Here is a 17,763-nt window from a genome sequence, read left to right on the forward strand (position 1 = left end):
ATGAACTCCGTGGTAAAGATGATCCGGCGCGAATGGCTCGACTGGCCGTTCTTCGAGTCCCCCCATCTTGCGATCGGCGAGGCGCTCGATCGCTTCGTGCAGTCGGGAGCCCTTCACAAGATCGATCACAATGATGTGGATGGTGCCTGTCGCAAGCTTGTGCGTGCGATGGGCGAGGCGGGGTTGCTCGATTGCGCGGTCGCGGCGCCCGATGGCGATGCGACGTCGATCGATTCCCGCTCGATCTGCCTGTCGCGCGAGTCGCTGGCCTATGCCGATGGCCTCGCGGATTTTGCTTTCGCCATGCAGGGGCTTGGCTCCGGAGCGATTGCTCTGGGTGGCTCGGCAGAGCTGCGCAAGGCCGTGCTGCCGAAGGTGCGTTCCGGCGAATGGCTCGCGGCCTTCGCGCTCTCCGAGAAGGAGGCGGGGTCGGACGTCGCGGCGATGTCATGTACGGCGCGGGCCGACGGCGACAACTACGTCATCGACGGCGAGAAGACCTGGATCTCGAACGGCGGTATTGCCGACGTCTATACGCTGTTCGCTCGAACGGGCGAGGCGCCGGGCGCCCGCGGCATTTCGGCCTTCGTCGTCTTTCCGGATGATCCCGGTTTTAGCATTGCCGAGCGCATCGACGTCATCGCGCCGCACCCGCTGGCGACGTTGCGCTTCACCAATTGCCGGATTCCCGCCAGCCGTAGGCTCGGCGCGCCCGGGGGCGGGTTCAAGCTCGCGATGCAGACGCTGGATATTTTCCGCGCATCGGTCGCCGCCGCAGCCCTCGGCTTTGCCCGTCGCGCGCTCGACGAGGCATTGTCGCATGCCCGCAGCCGAAACATGTTCGGTGCGACGCTGGGGGATCTTCAACTGACCCAGGCCGCGCTCGGCGACATGGCGACCGACACCGACGCGGCGGCGCTGCTGACCTACCGCGCGGCCTGGCGCCGCGATGTGCAGAAGCTTCCGACGACGCGCGAAGCCGCCATGGCGAAGCTGACCGCCACCGAGACCGCGCAGCGCGTCATCGACCGTGCCGTCCAGATGTTCGGCGGCCGCGGCGTGCGCAAGGGAGAGGTCGTCGAAGGTCTCTACCGCGAAATCCGCGCGCTGCGCATCTACGAGGGCGCGACCGAGGTCCAGAAATTGATTGTCGCCCGCGAGCTGTTGAAGCCGCGCTGAGAGGATTGAGAACTACGCATGAGCACGATCAGCAAGCCGGAAGCCCCCGTTGCGCGTGGTCTGCAACTGCTTCAGCCCAGCGGCTGGCCGCAGCCGAAGGGGTATGCGAACGGTGTCATGGCTGAAGGACGACTCATCGTGACGGGTGGTGTGGTCGGTTGGGACGCCGCCGGGCGATTTGCCGACGGACTCGTTGCGCAGGTCCGCCAGACGCTCGAAAACATCGTCGCGATCCTGGCAGAGGGCGGCGCGCGGCCGGACCATCTCGTGCGCCTGACCTGGTACGTCGTGGATATGGACGAATATGTGTCGAACCTGAAGGCGCTCGGCAAAGTCTATCGCGAGGTCATTGGCGCCCATTACCCCAGCATGGCGCTGGTGCAGATCGTGCGTCTCGTCGAGCCATCCTCGCGTGTCGAGATCGAGGCGACGGCCGTCGTCCCGCGCTGACGAAGGCGTCGGCCGCAGGCCCGAGGCGAGACCGCGACGATGGAAAGCTCTCCACGGCGCCCGTGATGGATTGGAGCGAGAGCTCGATATTTTCAACGCTAAGGGGCGGCGTGTGCACGATGTGTGCACCGGGAGATGCACAAAAATCTATCGACTGCAAATCTGAGCAGACGGTCTGAGGCGTGATACTGAGCTCGGCTTCCGCGCGATCGAATTGACGAGAGCAGTGCAGCGACTACAACAGGCGTTTCGCCGCCGGTCATGAGTGAGAAAGAAGCCCAATGTTCCTGACCGAGAACGATCTGAATGAATTGGTGGCATGGCGACGCCATCTTCACGCCGTGCCGGAACTGTCGGGACAAGAGGCAAAAACCGCGGAAGCCGTGCGGGCCCGTCTTCAGGCGGCGGGTGCCGACAGGATCGTTTCGGGCCTCGGTGGTCACGGCGTGCTTGGAATCTACGATGGACGTGAGTCTGGCCCGACGATTATGCTTCGGGCCGAACTGGATGCACTGCCGATTCAGGAAAAATCAGAACTCAAGCATCGATCACCGGTAGCAGGAAGTGCCCATCTCTGCGGTCATGATGGTCATATGGCAATTCTGGCGGCCGTAGCGCAAAATCTGAGCCAGCAACGTCCAAGCCGAGGTCGCGTAGCGCTCCTGTTTCAGCCGGCCGAGGAGGACGGGTCCGGTGCGGCCGCCGTTCTGGCTGATGCGAAGTTTGAGCAGGTGCGGCCCGACTTTGTCTTCGCGCTGCATAACCTTCCCGGGCTCGGTCTTGGACAGGTCTCCCTTGCCGAGGGCTTGGTGAATTGCGCCTCGCAAGGAATGCAGATCAGATTATCAGGACGAACCACGCACGCGTCGAATCCGGAGCTCGGTATCTCCCCGAAAGACGCACTCGCCAGGCTCCTGCTGGAGATTCCCGCACTTGGGCACGGTACGGAGCTGGACGACGACTTCTCAATGCTGACGGTCACCCATGCAAGACTTGGGGAGCCTGCGTTCGGTATCGCGCCGGGCTTCGGCGAGTTGTGGGCGACACTGAGAACATGCACCGACGTGATGATGGAACGGCTCCGCCTGGAGGCGGAAGACTTGGTTCGACGCGTGACGGCCGGTGAGGGGCTGAGCACGGAAATCGCTTATCGCGACGTCTTCAATCATTGCGCAAACCACGTCGATGCTGTTGCCCATCTTAGAAATGCGCTGGACGCAGAGGGGGTGCGACATTCGGCGGAGGGCCTCCCACTGCGCGGCTCCGAGGACTTCGGACGTTTTGGCTTCCGTTCGAGGTCGGCGATGTTCTTCCTGGGAGCCGGCAAAGAGCATCCCGGGTTGCATGAGTCGAACTACGACTTTCCGGATCAGTTGATAGAAATTGGTGCAAGAATATTCATTCGCACCATACGCAACCTACTTGGCTAAATCGAGAATTCCGGACGGAATGACAGCGGATCGCCTGCGTGTCACACGTTGGATCGGCGATTAGAACGATTTGAAACTAGAAGCATTCGAAAATTTGCAGTGAAGTTCGAAACAGGAAATCGCTTCTCCGATCACGACGGTTTTTGTCGTGCAACCTTAGATAATTTCTAGGTCTCAATTTCTTCTCGCAGCACAGTCGTATGTTAGGAAGCGACGGGGACGTGCTTGCAAGTGGAATTGGGGCGCAGGAATGACGCGTGAACTCTCGGCCAGGAAAATCGTGCGTACACTATCGTTGGGCGCGGTGAGTTATCTCGCGCTGTCGATGGAATCTTCGGGTGACCTTCAGCGTGCGGTTGCGCAATCCAATCTGCCGCCCGTGACCGTGGATGCCCCCAAGCCGAGAGTTCGTCAGCCGGTCCAGAGATCACAGCCGACGCGCGCCTCGCGTGGACAGCGATCCGTCGCCGCGGCGGCTCCGCGCCAGGCTGCACCCGTTCCCTATGTGGTGCCTTCGACCGGTACGGTCGGCACGGTGCCGCCCGCTTACGCAGGCGGCCAAGTCGCAACCGGCGGAAGCCTCGGTCTGCTCGGCAATCGCGGTGTGATGAACACGCCATTCAACCAGACGAGCTATACGGCGGAGTTGATACAGAACCAGCAAGCGCGCACAGTAGGGGACGTTCTGTTCAACGATCCCTCGGTCCGAACGAAGACGCCCGCTGGCAACGGCATTGATGGTGTGTACATCCGGGGCTTTTGGCACGACAGTGGCGACTATTCGATGAATGGTCTCTACGGAATGGCACCGTTCTACTCAACGTCCGCCAATTTCCTTGAACGTGTTGAGGTTCTGAAGGGGCCGAGCGTGCTTCTCGGAGGGATGCCGCCCGCAGGGGCCAATGGTGGCAGCATCAATCTGGTAACGAAGCGAGCTCCCGACTTCGACATCACTCAGCTCACCGCATTGTATATCTCAAAGTCTCAATTCGGACTGCAAACCGATATTAGCCGACGATACGGCGAGCATAAGGAATGGGGAGTCCGCTTCAACGGCATGGGACGGGGTGGATCGACAGCGTATGACCGACAAACCGACCAGTTTGGAAACGCGGTGCTCAATCTGGACTACCGCGGCGAGCGTGTCCGCTTTTCCACCGATCTGGGCTATCAGGCCGAGAATCTCAAGCCGCCCTTGCGATTTCTAACGTTCACCACCAGCCCTCCCTTTGCGACCACAATTCCGGTGCCCGCACTTCCAAAGCCCGGAGCGAACTACATGCCGGACTGGGCAACTTGGAAGCCGCGAGATTCCTTCGCACTGACCCGGGGCGAAGTCGACCTAACGGAGTCCGTGACTGTCTATGGTGCGGTCGGATATCACAAGAGCGAGATTGACTACATTTACCCTTCGCCACGTATCACGAACGCAAACGGTAACTGGTCGGCCGTTCCTTTCAGTGGAAGTGATGTCTATGACAACTATACGGGCGAGGCGGGGCTGCGCGCCTCGGTCGATACCGGCCCCATCAATCATCTGTTGACGGTCAACTACTCTGCTTTCGAGCGGGACTACAGCTCGTTCGGCAGGGCCGGTACTGCTATCAGTTCAAACCTGTACAATCCGCTCCCGATTCCTTTTCCAAACTTTGTTACTGTCGCCCAAAATCTGCAGACGCAGACGAAGCTTACCAGCGTCGGTATCGCTGACACGATGTCGATGCTCGACAACAGGCTGCAGCTCGTAATCGGCGCAAGGCGGCAGACAGCAGCTGTAGACAGCTTGAACCTGCTGACCTCAGCCAAGTCGAGTGTCGAGGTGCCGACTTGGAGCCCCGGCTATGCGGTCATTGTCAAGCCGGTGGAGAACATCTCCCTCTACGCAAATTACATCGAAGGTCTAAAGGCGCCGGAAGTTGTTGTCGGAGCCCAGGTGTATTCGAACGTGGGCGACATTGTTCCTCCCGCTCAAACCAAGCAGAAGGAAGTCGGCCTGAAGGTTGATATGGGTCGGATCGGCTTCACGGCGAGCGCATTTGACATCACCAGTCCGAACATCATCTCCGTCGCGGTGCCGGGGCAGGCGCTCCCTGCGAGGCGACTTTCCGGCGAGCAGCGCAACCGCGGCATCGAGCTGATGACCTTCGGAGAAGTGACGCCGACGTTCCGAGTGCTCGGTGGCTTGAGCTTCATCGACGGTGAGGTCGTCAGACAGGCAGTGTCCGCGGGAACGATCATTTTCAACTACAATGGAAAGGTTCCGGTGGGCGTGTCAGCGTTTAACGTCAACATGGGTGCCGAGTGGGATACCCCATTCTTGCCTGGGCTGACTATGACCGGCCGTGTAATCTATACCAGCGAGAGCTACGCCAACGATGCTAACACCCAGGAGCTTCCTGCGTGGACGCGGGTCGACCTTGGCGCGCGCTACACCTTCCTGTCGCCTTGGAACGGCAAGCCGATAGTCATTCGCGCAAGCGTTGAGAACGTGTTCAACGAGGCGTATTGGAACTCCTATCGCACCGTGAGTAGCGCTGTGTCACTCGGTGCCCCGCGCACCTACCTCCTATCGACGACGTTCAATTTTTGAAAGCTAGTCCTTAGTGCTCTGCTGCGTGCCGCCGCGGATCTCGTCCGCGGCGGTTTTTCGTTGGGTCAATGACTAACAAGTTGCACGTCTTGGGTTTGATGACAGCACAACTAAGCGCCGCACGCGACAAGATGTGAGATCAAGCAGTGTCGGGAAAGTTCCTCCTTGCGCGGTTAGAATTGCAGCAATCTGCGGCGCCTCCTGAAATCGCAATATTTTCCCGTGTGTTGGGCCGCAAGCGCGGAGGTTGCATTGTGTCCGTGCGTCGCCAGTTTTGAGGTCTTAAAAAGAGTCACGTCGATATTGCTTTGACCATCGTCTGCTTCTGACCTACTCAAACATTACTGCTTTCGCTTTCCGAAGAGAGGATCGCGCCATGATGGTGTTCGACAGAGACGACGTCACCTTCACCGTCGTCGTCAATCACGAAGAGCAATACTCCATCTGGCCGACGTTCAAGGAGATTCCGACCGGCTGGAAGGCAGTGGGGAAGACCGGCAGCAAGAAGGAATGCCTCGACCACATCGAGCAGGTGTGGACCGACATGCGTCCGCTCAGCTTGCGCAAGTTCATGGACGACGACGCGGCGTCTCAGCAGTCGTCTTAGGCGGCGGTGCCAGGTCTTCCGATGCGGCTTCTTTGTCTGCCTTACTCCGGCGGCAGTGCCATGTTCTATGCGCGGTGGCGAAGGCTGCTGCCGTCATGGATCGACGTTCGGCCGGTGGAATGGCCCGGGCGCGGCGCGCGCACGGACGAGCCGCTGGCGACCGATCCGCGGGTGCTGGCAGCGCAGCTGGCTGGCGAACTCGTCGCGCAGCTCGACGGGCCCTACGTGTTGTTCGGGCATAGCCTCGGTGCCGTGATCGCGTTCGAGCTCGCACATGGCCTGCTCGATCGCGGAGTGCCTGCGCCGGCCATTCTCTTCGCCTCGGGTGCGGAAGCGCCGGCGGTTCGGGACGGCAGCAAGTGGCGCCATCCCCTGAGCGACGAAGCGCTGATGCAGGAGTTGCGTAATCTTCAGGGCACGCCCGACGAGGCGCTGTCGAATGCCGAGTTGATGCGATCCGCGCTGCCGGTGCTGCGCGCAGACTTTCTGATGTGCGGGGCCTATGTCTACCGGCCGCGGCGTCCATTGCCGTGCCCCGTACACGTTTTTGGCGGAGCGGACGACGAGACCAGCCGCGAAGCACTCGAGGCTTGGCGGCAGGAGACCTCGGCGTCATTCACGCTCGATATTCTGCCCGGGCATCACTTCTTCATTCACACAGAGCAGGCCGAACTGATCGACCGGATCGGCTGGGCGCTGGCCCGGCAATCGGGGCGATCGATTGCTTCGCATCGGAGCGAGGATCATGAGCGCGTTCTCCGTCCAGCCACTCATTGACGGCAAGACTCTTCCCATGCTGCTTAGGGCAGGTGAGGCCGGGCGGCCGCTCGGCGAAGCTCTTCCCGTGCTGCGTGCGACGATCGACCGGTACCTGACCGACAGTGGCGGCATCGTGTTTCGCGATTTCTCACTCGATGGTCCCGATGCGTTTCGGGCCTTCGCGGCCGATTTCGGTCATCCGCTGCTGACCTACGAGTTCGGGTCGACGCCGCGTTCGCAGGTGACCTCAGGCGTCTACACGTCCACGGAGTATCCGCCGCACCAGCATATCCCGCTGCATAACGAGCAGGCCTATACCCGCGATTGGCCGATGAAGATCTGGTTCTACTGCATGCAGCCGGCGCTGGAAGGCGGCGAGACGCCGATCGCCGACAGCCGCGCCATCTATCGCGACATGCCGCCGGCCATTCGCGAGCGGTTCGCCGAGAAGGGCGTGATGTATGTGCGGAACTACGGCAACGGGCTCGACGTCGACTGGCAGCAGGTGTTCGGCACCGACTCCAGATCGGAGGTGGAGGCTTACTGCGCTCGCCACGACATCGAATGCGAGTGGAAGGAAGACGGCGAGCTCCGCACGCGCCAGATCTGTCAGGGCACGGCGCAGCACCCGATCACCGGTGACTGGGTCTGGTTCAACCAGGCGCATTTGTTCCACGTCTCCAATCTCGAGCCGGAGGTGCGCGAGAGTCTGCTCGACGTGGTCGAGGACGAAGCCGATCTGCCGCGCAACGTGTTCTACGGCGACGGTTCGACGATCGAGGATGAGACGCTGTCAACGGTCCGGACCGTTCTCGAGAAGCACAAGATCAGCTTTCCCTGGCAGGCCGGCGACGTCGTGATGCTCGACAACATGCTGACCGCGCACGCGCGGGCCCCGTTCAAGGGGCCGCGCAAGGTGATCGTCGCTATGGCCGAAGCTCATCGGCAAGGGTGATCGGCGGCAGGTCTCATTCGGCGGCGGGTATTTCCGGCACGCGGCCGGACAGGAATTCGAGAACATGGACAGATCCAACCTCGTCGAACGCTTGCGCGAGCACGCTGCCTTGCGACCGGAGCAGGTGGCGTTGCGGTTCCTCGAAGGCGACGACGTCGCCGGCGAGCTGACGTTCGCTGCGCTCGACGCTCGGATCAGGGCACTTGCGGCGTGGTTTCAGCAGGTGGGCGGGGCGGGCGAACGGGCGGTGATTCTGCTTCCGAGCGGAATCAACTATGCCGTCGCATTCTATGCCTGCCTGTATTCGGGCGTGATCGCCGTTCCGGCCTTTCCGCCTGAGGGCGGTCCCGAGCGCTATGCAGGACGACTCAACAGTATCCTGCGGGATGCCGCGCCTCGCTTCATCCTGGTGGAGACCGGGCTGCGCGGTCTCGACGCGGCATTGCCCGAGCTCGCCGACGTGCAGATCGTTGCGGTGGACACGATTTCGCCCGATCGCGCGGCGGACTGGTGCGAGACGAGGCCTGCCGCCGATGCGATCGCGTTCCTCCAGTACACATCCGGCTCGACCTCGCAGCCGAAGGGCGTTTGCGTCTCTCATGGCAATCTGGCGGCCAACGAGCGCGCCATTGAAGCGGCCGCTGGCGGAACGCTGGACGATGTCTTCGTGAGCTGGCTGCCGCTCTATCACGACATGGGACTGATCGGCGGGCTCCTGAATCCGTTGTTCACGGGCTTTACCGGCGTCCTGATGTCGCCGCGGAATTTCCTCGAGCGGCCACGACGTTGGCTCGAGGCCATCGACCGCCACGGCGGCACGATGAGCGGGGGTCCCGACTTCGCGTACTCGCTCTGCGCCGACCGCATTTCGGATGAGACCATCAGTCGGCTGGATCTAAGCCGGTGGAAGTTTGCGTTCTCGGGCTCGGAGTTTGTCCGCCGGACGACCCTCGAGAAGTTCGGCAATCGGTTTGCGCGGGCCGGGTTCGATCGACGGGCGTTGACGGCTTGCTATGGCCTTGCGGAGGCGACGCTGCTGGTCACGGCCGGCGATATCACCGCCGAGACCGTCAGCTATACGCTCGACACCGCGGAACTCGCTGCCGGCCGCATCGCGAGCGCCAGCGAAGGCACGGACCTCGTGGCATGCGGTCGAACTGCCGCTGGTCACGCCGTGCGCATCATGCGTATCGACGGCTCCGCCGAGGCCGAGGCGAATGAGGTAGGCGAGATCTGGGCCGCGGGTCCCAGCGTCGCGCATGGATATTGGAACAATGCCCAGGCCACACATCAAGCCTTCGTGGAGCGAGATGGCGCGCGTTGGCTTCGGACCGGAGACATCGGTTTCATTCGCGACGGTGCGCTCGTGGTGGCCGGTCGTCTCAAGGACCTGCTGATCGTTCGCGGGCAGAACGTCTATCCGACGGACGTGGAGCAGGCGGTCGAAGCCGAGGTCGAATCCGTCCGCAGCGGACGGGTTGCCGCCTTTCCCGTCGAGGTCGATGGGCGTGAGGCCATCGGAGTGGCGGCGGAGTTCAGCCGCGCCGTGCTCAAGCGCAGCAACCCGGAAGCGCTCGCACATGCGATCGGCGAAGCCGTCCTCCGGCAGGCTCAGGAATATCCGGCGGTGATCGTTCTGCTGAACCCGCAAGCGATGCCGCTGACCACGAGCGGCAAGCTGCAGCGGTCGGCCTGCGCAACGCGTCTCGCCGACAACACGCTCGACAGCTTCGCGGTGTTCGAGAGAGGGCGTCGCCGCGGCACTGCATCCCTGACGGTGCCGGCGACTGATACCGAGCGCGCCGTCGCCTCGATCTGGTGCGACGCACTTGGCGTCGCGGCGGTGCATCGCGAGGACGATTTCTTTGTGCTGGGCGGAAACTCGATCGCGGCTGGCCAAGTTGCCGCGGCGATCCGCGACCGCCTAGACGTGGAAGTAGAGCTGCGCACCTTCTTTGACGCGCCGGCGCTTGCGGCCTTCGCTGGCCGGATCGATGTTTTGGCGGGCACCGGGGCTGGCCGGGCGCTCCCGCCGATCCCATGGGCCGTCGCGGCCGATCGCGCGATGCTGTCGCACGCGCAGGAGCGGCTCTGGTTCCTCTGGAACATGGACCCTGCTGGGACAGCCTATACCGTTGCGAGCACAATCGGTCTGAAGGGACGGCTCGATCATGCCGTACTATCGCGCGCTCTCGGCGAGATCGTCCGTCGTCACGAGATTTTGCGGACTACATTCATCGCCAGGGACGGTCGCGGAACGCAGCTCATCCACGATGTCATGAGCATCGGCGTCTGGCACGAGGATCTCCGCTCCTATTCTGTGCGGGAGCGCTCCGAGCGTGCGGAGACGATCAGGCGATCCGAGCTCGGGAAGCCGTTCGATCTCGTGAACGGGCCATTGTTGCGCGCCGTGCTGCTTCAATTCGCGGACGATGCGTATGAATTGCTGCTGCTGGCCCATCACATCATCGTCGATGGCAGGTCGCTTGATGTGTTGCTCGAAGAGCTGGCCGCTCTCTATCGAGCCGGTACTGGTCAAGGCGCAGGCGTGCCGCCGGTTCCGTCAATTCAATATGCTGATTTCGCAGCCTGGCAGCGAAGCTGGCTTGCGGGCGGCGAGGGCGATCGGCAGCTCGCCTATTGGCGCGCCAAGCTCGGCGATGCTCACCCGGTGCTGGCGCTGCCGCATGATCGGCGGCGCCCGACGATCCAGAGCCATGCCGGCGATACGATCGGTCTGGCCATCGACGCCGTGCTTGCGTCCCGGCTCCGGGAGATCGCCGGCAAGCAGCGCGTCAGCGTCTTCATGCTACTGCTCGGCGCATATTACGCGCTGCTCCATCGCTACACCGGGCAGAGCGATTTGCGTGTCGGCGTGCCGGTCGCTGGGCGTCGGCATACGCAGCTCGAACGACTGATCGGATGTTTCGTCAACACGTTGGTGCTGCGGGCCGAGATGACCGCCGAAGCGAGCTTCACGAGCCTGTTGCGTCAGGTCAGGGAGTCGGTGGTCGAGGCGCTGGCGCACCAGGATCTTCCGTTCGAAATGCTGGTCGACGGCCTCAAGTCCGAACGCAGCGGTGGGCAAAATCCCCTGTTCCAGGCGAAATTCAACTACATGACGGCGCCGGGCGGTTTCTCCGGTGTAGAGGGGCTCGCTGCCGACATCGACATTGTCGATCTCGCTGGTTCGCATTTCGATCTCGCCCTCGACGTCATCGATGGCGTCGGCATGAAGGTCACGTTCAACTACGCCACCGATCTGTTCGATCGTCCGACTATCGCGCGATTGGCGACGCAATTCGGTTCGATGCTGCGCCAGATTGCCGACAATGCCGAGCGGCGGATATCGGACTTCGTCATCGACGACGGACACCGGCAGACCGTGCCTCGTGAGGCTGCGGCGTTCGGCTTCGCCGATGTGGTGAGCCTTCATCGCGCGGCGACCGCGGATCGACAGACCGCCATCGCCATTCGATGCGGCCGGGAACAATTGACCTTTGCGGCGCTCGAGCAGCGGTCAAACCGTATCGCGCACGCCCTCATCGCCAAGGGCGTGGCACGCGAGACACCGGTTGCGCTGTGGATCGAGCGCTCTCCGGCCTTTGTCATCGCCTTGCTCGGTGTGCTGAAGGCGGGCGGCTCTTATGTCCCGCTCGATCCGAAATGGCCGTTGGAGCGCGTCCGCCGTATCCTGACCGACGGCGGCATCGACATCATGCTTGCGGCGGGCGACAAATTGGCGGATGCGCGCGAGCTGGGCTGCCTGGTGCTCGACGCGGAGGCGGAAGCGGCGCGCGCCGAGGTGTCGAGCCTGCCGCTCGACACGACCATTCATCCAACGCAGACCGCTTACGTCATCTATACCTCCGGATCGACCGGCGCGCCTAAGGGCGTCAGCGTCTCGCACGGGGCCTTGGCCAATTACGTGCAAGCTCTGCTGCAGCGCCTGAAGCCGCGGCCGTCGGCGAGCATGGCGATGGTTTCGACGGTGGCGGCCGACCTCGGCCACACTGTCCTCTTCGGTGCGCTCGCATCCGGCGGCACGCTGCATCTGTTGTCACCGGAGGCCGTGTTCGACGCCGATGCATTTGCGCAAGCGATGCGCGAGGGCGAGGTCGACATTCTCAAGATCGTCCCGAGCCATCTGCGAGGGCTACTTCAGGCCTCGCGCTCGGCCGATCTGCTCCCCCGCGATGCGCTCGTCCTGGGCGGCGAGGCGTGCGATGGCGCGCTGCTGGACGACGTCCGGCGTTTGCGGCCGGAATGCCGGATCCTGAATCATTACGGGCCCACGGAAACGACCGTCGGTGCGGTGACGCATGAGTGCGCGGCAGGCCGCGGGGACGGTAAGGTTCCGATCGGTCTGCCTCTTGCCAATCTGCGCGTCCATGTCCTCGATGACGCCTTGAACGAGGTGCCGCTCGGTGTCGTTGGCGAGCTCTATGTCGGCGGCGCTGGGCTGGCGCGGGGCTATCGCGGCGCGGCGGGCCTGACCGCGGAACGCTTCGTGCCGGATCCGTTCGGCGCCGCGGGCGAGCGCCTCTACCGAACCGGGGATCGTGTCCGCTGCGACCGCCAGGGTCGGCTGATATTCCTGGGTCGTTCTGATGACCAGATCAAGTTGCGCGGCTATCGCATCGAGTTGGGCGAGGTCGCGCGCGTCATCAAGGCGCTGCAGGGGATCGGTGACGCAGTGGCCGTTTCACGGCCAATCGGTGCGGGTGAACGCCAGGAGCTGATCGCCTATTGCGTGGCTGAGAGCGGCGCCGCTCCACAGGCCGATGCGATCAAGCAACAGCTGGCTGCAATCGCGCCGGACTATATGGTTCCGTCACACATCGTCATGTTGGCGCAATTGCCGCTGACGCCCAATGGAAAGATTGATCGTCGCGCCTTGCCCGAACCGGCCGAACAGGGGGCGCCGGCCGGCTATGCCGCGCCTGCGGGGGATATTGAAATTGCGATCGCGGCGGTCTGGTGCGAGGTGCTCGTTCGCGAGCGCGTCGGCCGCAATGACAATTTCTTTGAACTCGGCGGCGATTCGATTCTGAGCCTGCAGATCATCGCCCGCTTGCGCAAGCGCGGCATCCGGCTGACTCCGAAGCAGATCTTCAGCCAGCAGACGGTTGCCGGGCTGGCGACGGTCGCCGTGATATCGGAGGGGACGACCAAGAAGGAGAGACCGGCGGCGAAGGCGTTAGTCGGCGACACCGCATCTGGCATGCCCCATCTGATGCCGATTCAGACGCGCTTCTTCGCCGAGGACATTGCCAACCGGGATCACTGGAACCAGGCGGTTCTGCTGCTGCCCCGTATGCAGGTCGATTGGGAGACGCTGCGGCGCGCGCTTGCGGCCATCTCGGACCATCACGATGCGCTGCGTTTGCGGTTCAAGCAGGTGGATGGCGCCTGGCGGGCGGAGCAGGGGCCGGCACCGGGGTCATCCGAACTGTTATGGATTCACGCGGGCGTTGGCGGCGCGACGGAGGTCACGGCGCTCGCCGGTGCCGCGCAGGAAAGCCTCTCACTGTCTTCCGGACCGCTGCTGCGCGCGGTCGGCATGGACCTGGCGGACGGTAGCCAACGCTTGCTGCTTGCGATCCATCATCTCGTCGTCGATGGCGTGTCCTGGCGTATCCTGCTGGAAGACCTGGCGTTGGCCTATGACCAGCTGCAGCGTGGCAGTCCCGTCGCGCTGCCGCCGAAGAGCGACTCCTTTGCCTCGTGGAGCGAGCGGCTGCATGCTTATGCGGGAACGGTGGAGATCGCGGCCGAATTGCCGTATTGGCTGGATCGTGGTGCCGGAGCGCGCCTGCCATGCAACGACGACCATGGCGATGTCGATCGCGTCGGTGATGGCGGCGAGGTGTCCTTGGTGTTGGATGCCGACCTGACGTCACAGCTGCTCGAACAGGCGCCGGCTGCCTATCGGACCCAGGTCAACGATCTCCTGCTCGCCGGTCTCGTGCGTGCGGTGTCACGCTGGAGCCAGCACGACGAGATCACCGTGGAGCTCGAAGGCCACGGCCGCGAGGAGATCTTCCCGGATGCAGATGTGTCCCGCACCGTCGGCTGGTTCACGACGGCCTTTCCGGTCCGGCTGAAAGATGCAGGCGACGAGGCGTCGCTGATCAAGGCGGTGAAGGAGACGCTTCGCGCGATTCCGAACCGCGGGATCGGCTATGGCGTACTGCGCCATCTCGGCTCCGAGCAGCAGCGCTATGCTCTGGCGCAATTGGCGGAGCCGCAGATCGTCTTCAACTATCTAGGCCGCTTCGACGCCAACATAGGGATCAACCAACACTTCTCCTTCGCAGCGGAGAGTGCTGGTCCCTCGCGTAGCGCCACGGCACCCATGCGCGGCTGGCTGAACATCACTGGCCTCGTGCGTGAAGGCCGATTGGAATTATCTCTCGGATACGGACGCAAGCGCTACCGGCACGCGACGGTCGAGCGGCTCGCCGCACATTACAAAGACGCACTGCGCGAACTGATCGCCCATTGCTGCAATGGAACGTTCGGCCTCACGCCATCGGATGTCCCGCTGTCTGGGCTCGGTCAAGCCGACCTCGATCGGTTGGCTGCGAACTTGGATCTTCGCGGCATTGAGGACATCTATCCGCTCTCGCCGATGCAGCAGGGCATGCTGTTTCATGCGTTGCGCGATGGTGCCAACGACGCCTATGTGAATCAGGTCGGGCTCGAGCTGTTCAGCGTCGATGCCGGCAAGCTGAAGGCCGCGTGGCAGATGGTCAGCGACCGGCATGCGGCCCTGCGGACGGGGTTTGTCTGGCAGAACCTGTCGGGCGCAGCGCAGCAGATGGTGCATCGTCATGTGACGGTGCCGTTCGTCGAGGAGGATTGGCGCGGCAGCGCGCCTGCGGATCTGCAAGCCGCGCTGGCGGAGATATCCCGGCGTGAGCGCGAGATGGGCTTCGATGTTTCGCAGCCGCCGCTTCAGCGTATCCGTCTGATCCGTCTCGGCGACGACAGGCACTGGCTGATCTGGACCCATCATCACATCTTCGTCGATGGTTGGAGCTCGGCCCGGCTGGTGGCGGAGGTGTTGCAGCAGGTGAGCGGCCGCCCGCTGCCGGCCGTGCAGGGCGGCTATCGCGACTACATTGCATGGTTGCAGGATCGCGATCGCGAAAGCGCCGAGCGGTTCTGGCGGGAGGCTTTGGCAGGGCTCGAGGTGCCCACATTGCTCGCAAACACATTGGCGCCCCCCAAGACATCCCTGGCCGAAGGCCATGCCAGCGTCGGGCTTGCGGTGGACGCAGCGCTGACCGAGCGGCTGAAGTCCTTTGCAAAGCGCGAACGGGTGACGCTCAATACGCTCATCCAGGGCGCGTGGGCACAGCTGCTGCGGCGTCATTCAGGGCAGTCGGCGGTCTCTTTCGGCGTGACGATCTCGGGTCGTCCGGCCGAATTGTCCGGTTCAGAGGAGATGGTGGGTCTCTTTATCAACACGCTTCCCATCGTCGACGCGACCAGCCCACAAGCTATCGTGGGCGATTGGCTGCGCCAGTTGCAGGAACAGAATTTGGCGCTGCGCGAGCATGGCTGGACGCCGCTCTACGACATTCAGCGTCTCGCCGGCCGTGCCGGGCAGCCGCTGTTCGACAGTATCCTGGTGTTCGAGAACTATCCGATCGACGAGGGGGTGCTGCGAGGCGGCGAAGGTGGTCCGCGGCTGGGACGTGTGGCGCATGTGACGCCGACGAGCTATGCGCTGGCGGTCGCGGTGTTCGCTGCAGGCGATCGGCTGAACATTGAATTCAACTATGACCGGTGCCGGTTCGACGAGGCGGCGATCCTGCGCCTCCGCGACATTCTCCACGGCCTGCTGGAACGGATCGCGGCGAATGCGGAACGTGCGCTCGGTGCTCTCTCTGCGGCAGTCGAGCAGGACGCGCGACGAGCTCTCGAATGGAGTGGCGCAGCGCGGCTGACCTCCGCATCATCCTGCGCCGACGTCGTGATGCATATCGAAGCGCAGGCCGCGCAGGCGCGGTCTGCCATTGCCATCGTCTGCGGCGACCAGCGCATCTCCTATGGCGAGTTGAACGCGCGTGCGAACGCGCTCGCACGACGCCTTCGCCTCTGGAACGTCGGTCCGGATCGGCTGGTCGGCATTGCCTTGAGCCGAAGCCCGGACATGATCATCGCGCTGCTCGCGGTTTTGAAGGCGGGCGGCGCCTATTTGCCGCTCGATCCGGATTATCCGGCCGAGCGGCTTGCCTACATGCTGCGTGACGGCGGCGCGGCGCTGGTCCTGACGCAAGGCGCGCTGCTCGAGTCGCTTGTACCGGTGTTGCGCGAAGCCGGGGTCGAGGCGCTCTGCATCGAGGAACCATCGCCGTGCGCCGGCGAGGACGGCGGGAACCTCGACATCGAAATCCATCCGGACAGCCTGGCCTATGTCATCTACACGTCCGGGTCGACCGGCGCGCCGAAAGGCGTGGCGGTCGCGCGCGGACCGCTGGCGATGCATTGCGAAGCCATCGGCCGGCTGTACCGCATGACCTCGCGTGACCGCGAGTTCCAGACGGCATCGATCAATTTCGACATCGCCCACGAGCGATGGCTGGTGCCGCTGATGACGGGCGGTTCGCTCGTCCTGCCTTCGAAGCCCGGTCTTCTGATTGACGATCTCGTCAGCGAGATGACCCGCAATGCGGTGACCTCGATCTTCCTGCCGCCGGCCTATGCGGATCAATTGAGCGCGGCATTGCGGCAGGGCGGGCGCAGGCTGGCGATCAGGGCCTGTATCGTCGGCGGCGAAGCCTGGTCCGATACCGGGGTCAGGGCATTTCGACAAGCTGTCAATATCGATCTTCTGGTCAACGCCTACGGCCCGACCGAGACGGTGATCGCGCCGACGGCGTGGATCGTCGACGCCGCCGCGTTGACACCTCACCAGCCCGCACCGATCGGACGGCCCGTCGGTGCGAGGTCGGCGCACATTCTCGATTCCGACCTCAATATCGTTCCCGTCGGGGTCACCGGCGAGCTCTTCATCGGTGGTGTCGGCCAGGCCCGCGGCTATCTGAACCGGGCTGCACTGACCGCGGAGCGGTTCGTCCCCGATCCGTTCAGCGACGATGGCACGCGCCTCTATCGCACCGGCGATCTCGCGCGCTGGCGCGACGACGGCGTGATTGAGTATGTCGGCCGCGCCGACCAGCAGGTGAAGATCCGCGGCTTCCGTATCGAGCTCGGAGAGATCGAGGCGCGTCTGCTCGAGCAGCGTGGCGTGCGTGCGGCGGCCGTTGTGGCAGGCGAAGGCCGGACCGGGCGCCAGTTGTTCGCCTATGCGAGTGGCGGGCCGTCGCTCGACGGCCGCGCCTTGCGCGATGCACTATCCGCCGTTCTGCCTGACTACATGGTGCCGTCGTCGGTGACGGTGCTGGAGCAGTTGCCGCTCACCCCCAACGGGAAGATCGATCGGCGTGCACTGCCGGCGCCGGGCGAGGATGCGTTGGCGGGTCGCACCTACGAGGCACCCGAGGACGAGATCGAGCTGGCGCTGGCTGGGATCTGGGCGGAGCTGCTCGACGTCGATCAGGTCGGACGCAACGATCACTTCTTCGAGCTCGGCGGACATTCCTTGCTCGCCGTGCGGGTGCTGAGCCGGGTGTCGCAGGAGATCGGCGTCTCGATCGCGGTCTCGGATCTGTTCGCTCATCCCGATCTTGCGTCATTTGCCCGGGTCGTGTCGATCAGGCTGATCGAGCAAGAATTCGATGCCGAAGAGCTCCAGGAACTGGTGGGAACGGAGCAGTGA

8 protein-coding genes are annotated in these 17,763 nt (G+C 63.5%); all 8 read left to right on the forward strand.

Annotation, left to right across the window (positions count from 1 at the left end; translation table 11 throughout):
* Complete coding sequence (locus ACVWYQ_RS00650) at window positions 1–1,179, forward strand: acyl-CoA dehydrogenase family protein (RefSeq protein WP_271540750.1); 1,179 nt, start codon at window positions 1–3, stop codon at window positions 1,177–1,179.
* A gap of 18 nt (window positions 1,180–1,197) precedes the next feature.
* The gene (locus ACVWYQ_RS00655; protein WP_157282368.1) at window positions 1,198–1,629 is read left to right on the forward strand and encodes a RidA family protein; all 432 of its coding nucleotides are present in this window, start codon (window positions 1,198–1,200) and stop codon (window positions 1,627–1,629) included.
* A gap of 281 nt (window positions 1,630–1,910) precedes the next feature.
* Entirely contained in the window at window positions 1,911–3,059 is a 1,149-nt protein-coding gene (locus tag ACVWYQ_RS00660) for an amidohydrolase (RefSeq protein WP_404541868.1), read from the forward strand.
* 250 nt (window positions 3,060–3,309) lie between these two features.
* Window positions 3,310–5,649, forward strand: a complete 2,340-nt coding sequence (locus ACVWYQ_RS00665) for a TonB-dependent receptor (protein WP_404541866.1) — start codon at window positions 3,310–3,312, stop codon at window positions 5,647–5,649.
* A gap of 376 nt (window positions 5,650–6,025) precedes the next feature.
* Window positions 6,026–6,256: an MbtH family protein gene (locus ACVWYQ_RS00670; protein ID WP_128262328.1), complete on the forward strand. Its 231-nt coding sequence runs from the start codon at window positions 6,026–6,028 to the stop codon at window positions 6,254–6,256.
* 21 nt (window positions 6,257–6,277) lie between these two features.
* Window positions 6,278–7,033 (forward strand): thioesterase II family protein, encoded by a 756-nt coding sequence (locus ACVWYQ_RS00675; protein WP_456725340.1) that lies wholly within the window; start codon window positions 6,278–6,280, stop codon window positions 7,031–7,033.
* On the forward strand, window positions 7,002–7,970 hold the full coding sequence (locus ACVWYQ_RS00680) for a TauD/TfdA family dioxygenase (protein WP_404541862.1): 969 nt from the start codon (window positions 7,002–7,004) through the stop codon (window positions 7,968–7,970). Before ACVWYQ_RS00675 ends, ACVWYQ_RS00680 begins: the two co-directional genes overlap by 32 nt.
* Window positions 7,971–8,034: 64 nt before the next feature.
* A complete protein-coding gene (locus ACVWYQ_RS00685; protein ID WP_404541860.1) occupies window positions 8,035–17,763 on the forward strand; it encodes an amino acid adenylation domain-containing protein in 9,729 nt (3,242 codons plus the stop codon).

It is taken from the genome of Bradyrhizobium sp. USDA 3397, from assembly GCF_054060965.1.

Bases quoted from the DNA above. Each gene is read 5' to 3' on its own strand.
- ACVWYQ_RS00650 (WP_271540750.1), top strand. From the start codon at position 1: ATGAACTCCGTGGTAAAGATGATCCGGCGCGAATGGCTCGACTGGCCG.
- ACVWYQ_RS00655 (WP_157282368.1), top strand. From the start codon at position 1,198: ATGAGCACGATCAGCAAGCCGGAAGCCCCCGTTGCGCGTGGTCTGCAA.
- ACVWYQ_RS00660 (WP_404541868.1), top strand. From the start codon at position 1,911: ATGTTCCTGACCGAGAACGATCTGAATGAATTGGTGGCATGGCGACGC.
- ACVWYQ_RS00665 (WP_404541866.1), top strand. From the start codon at position 3,310: ATGACGCGTGAACTCTCGGCCAGGAAAATCGTGCGTACACTATCGTTG.
- ACVWYQ_RS00670 (WP_128262328.1), top strand. From the start codon at position 6,026: ATGATGGTGTTCGACAGAGACGACGTCACCTTCACCGTCGTCGTCAAT.
- ACVWYQ_RS00675 (WP_456725340.1), top strand. From the start codon at position 6,278: ATGCGGCTTCTTTGTCTGCCTTACTCCGGCGGCAGTGCCATGTTCTAT.
- ACVWYQ_RS00680 (WP_404541862.1), top strand. From the start codon at position 7,002: ATGAGCGCGTTCTCCGTCCAGCCACTCATTGACGGCAAGACTCTTCCC.
- ACVWYQ_RS00685 (WP_404541860.1), top strand. From the start codon at position 8,035: ATGGACAGATCCAACCTCGTCGAACGCTTGCGCGAGCACGCTGCCTTG.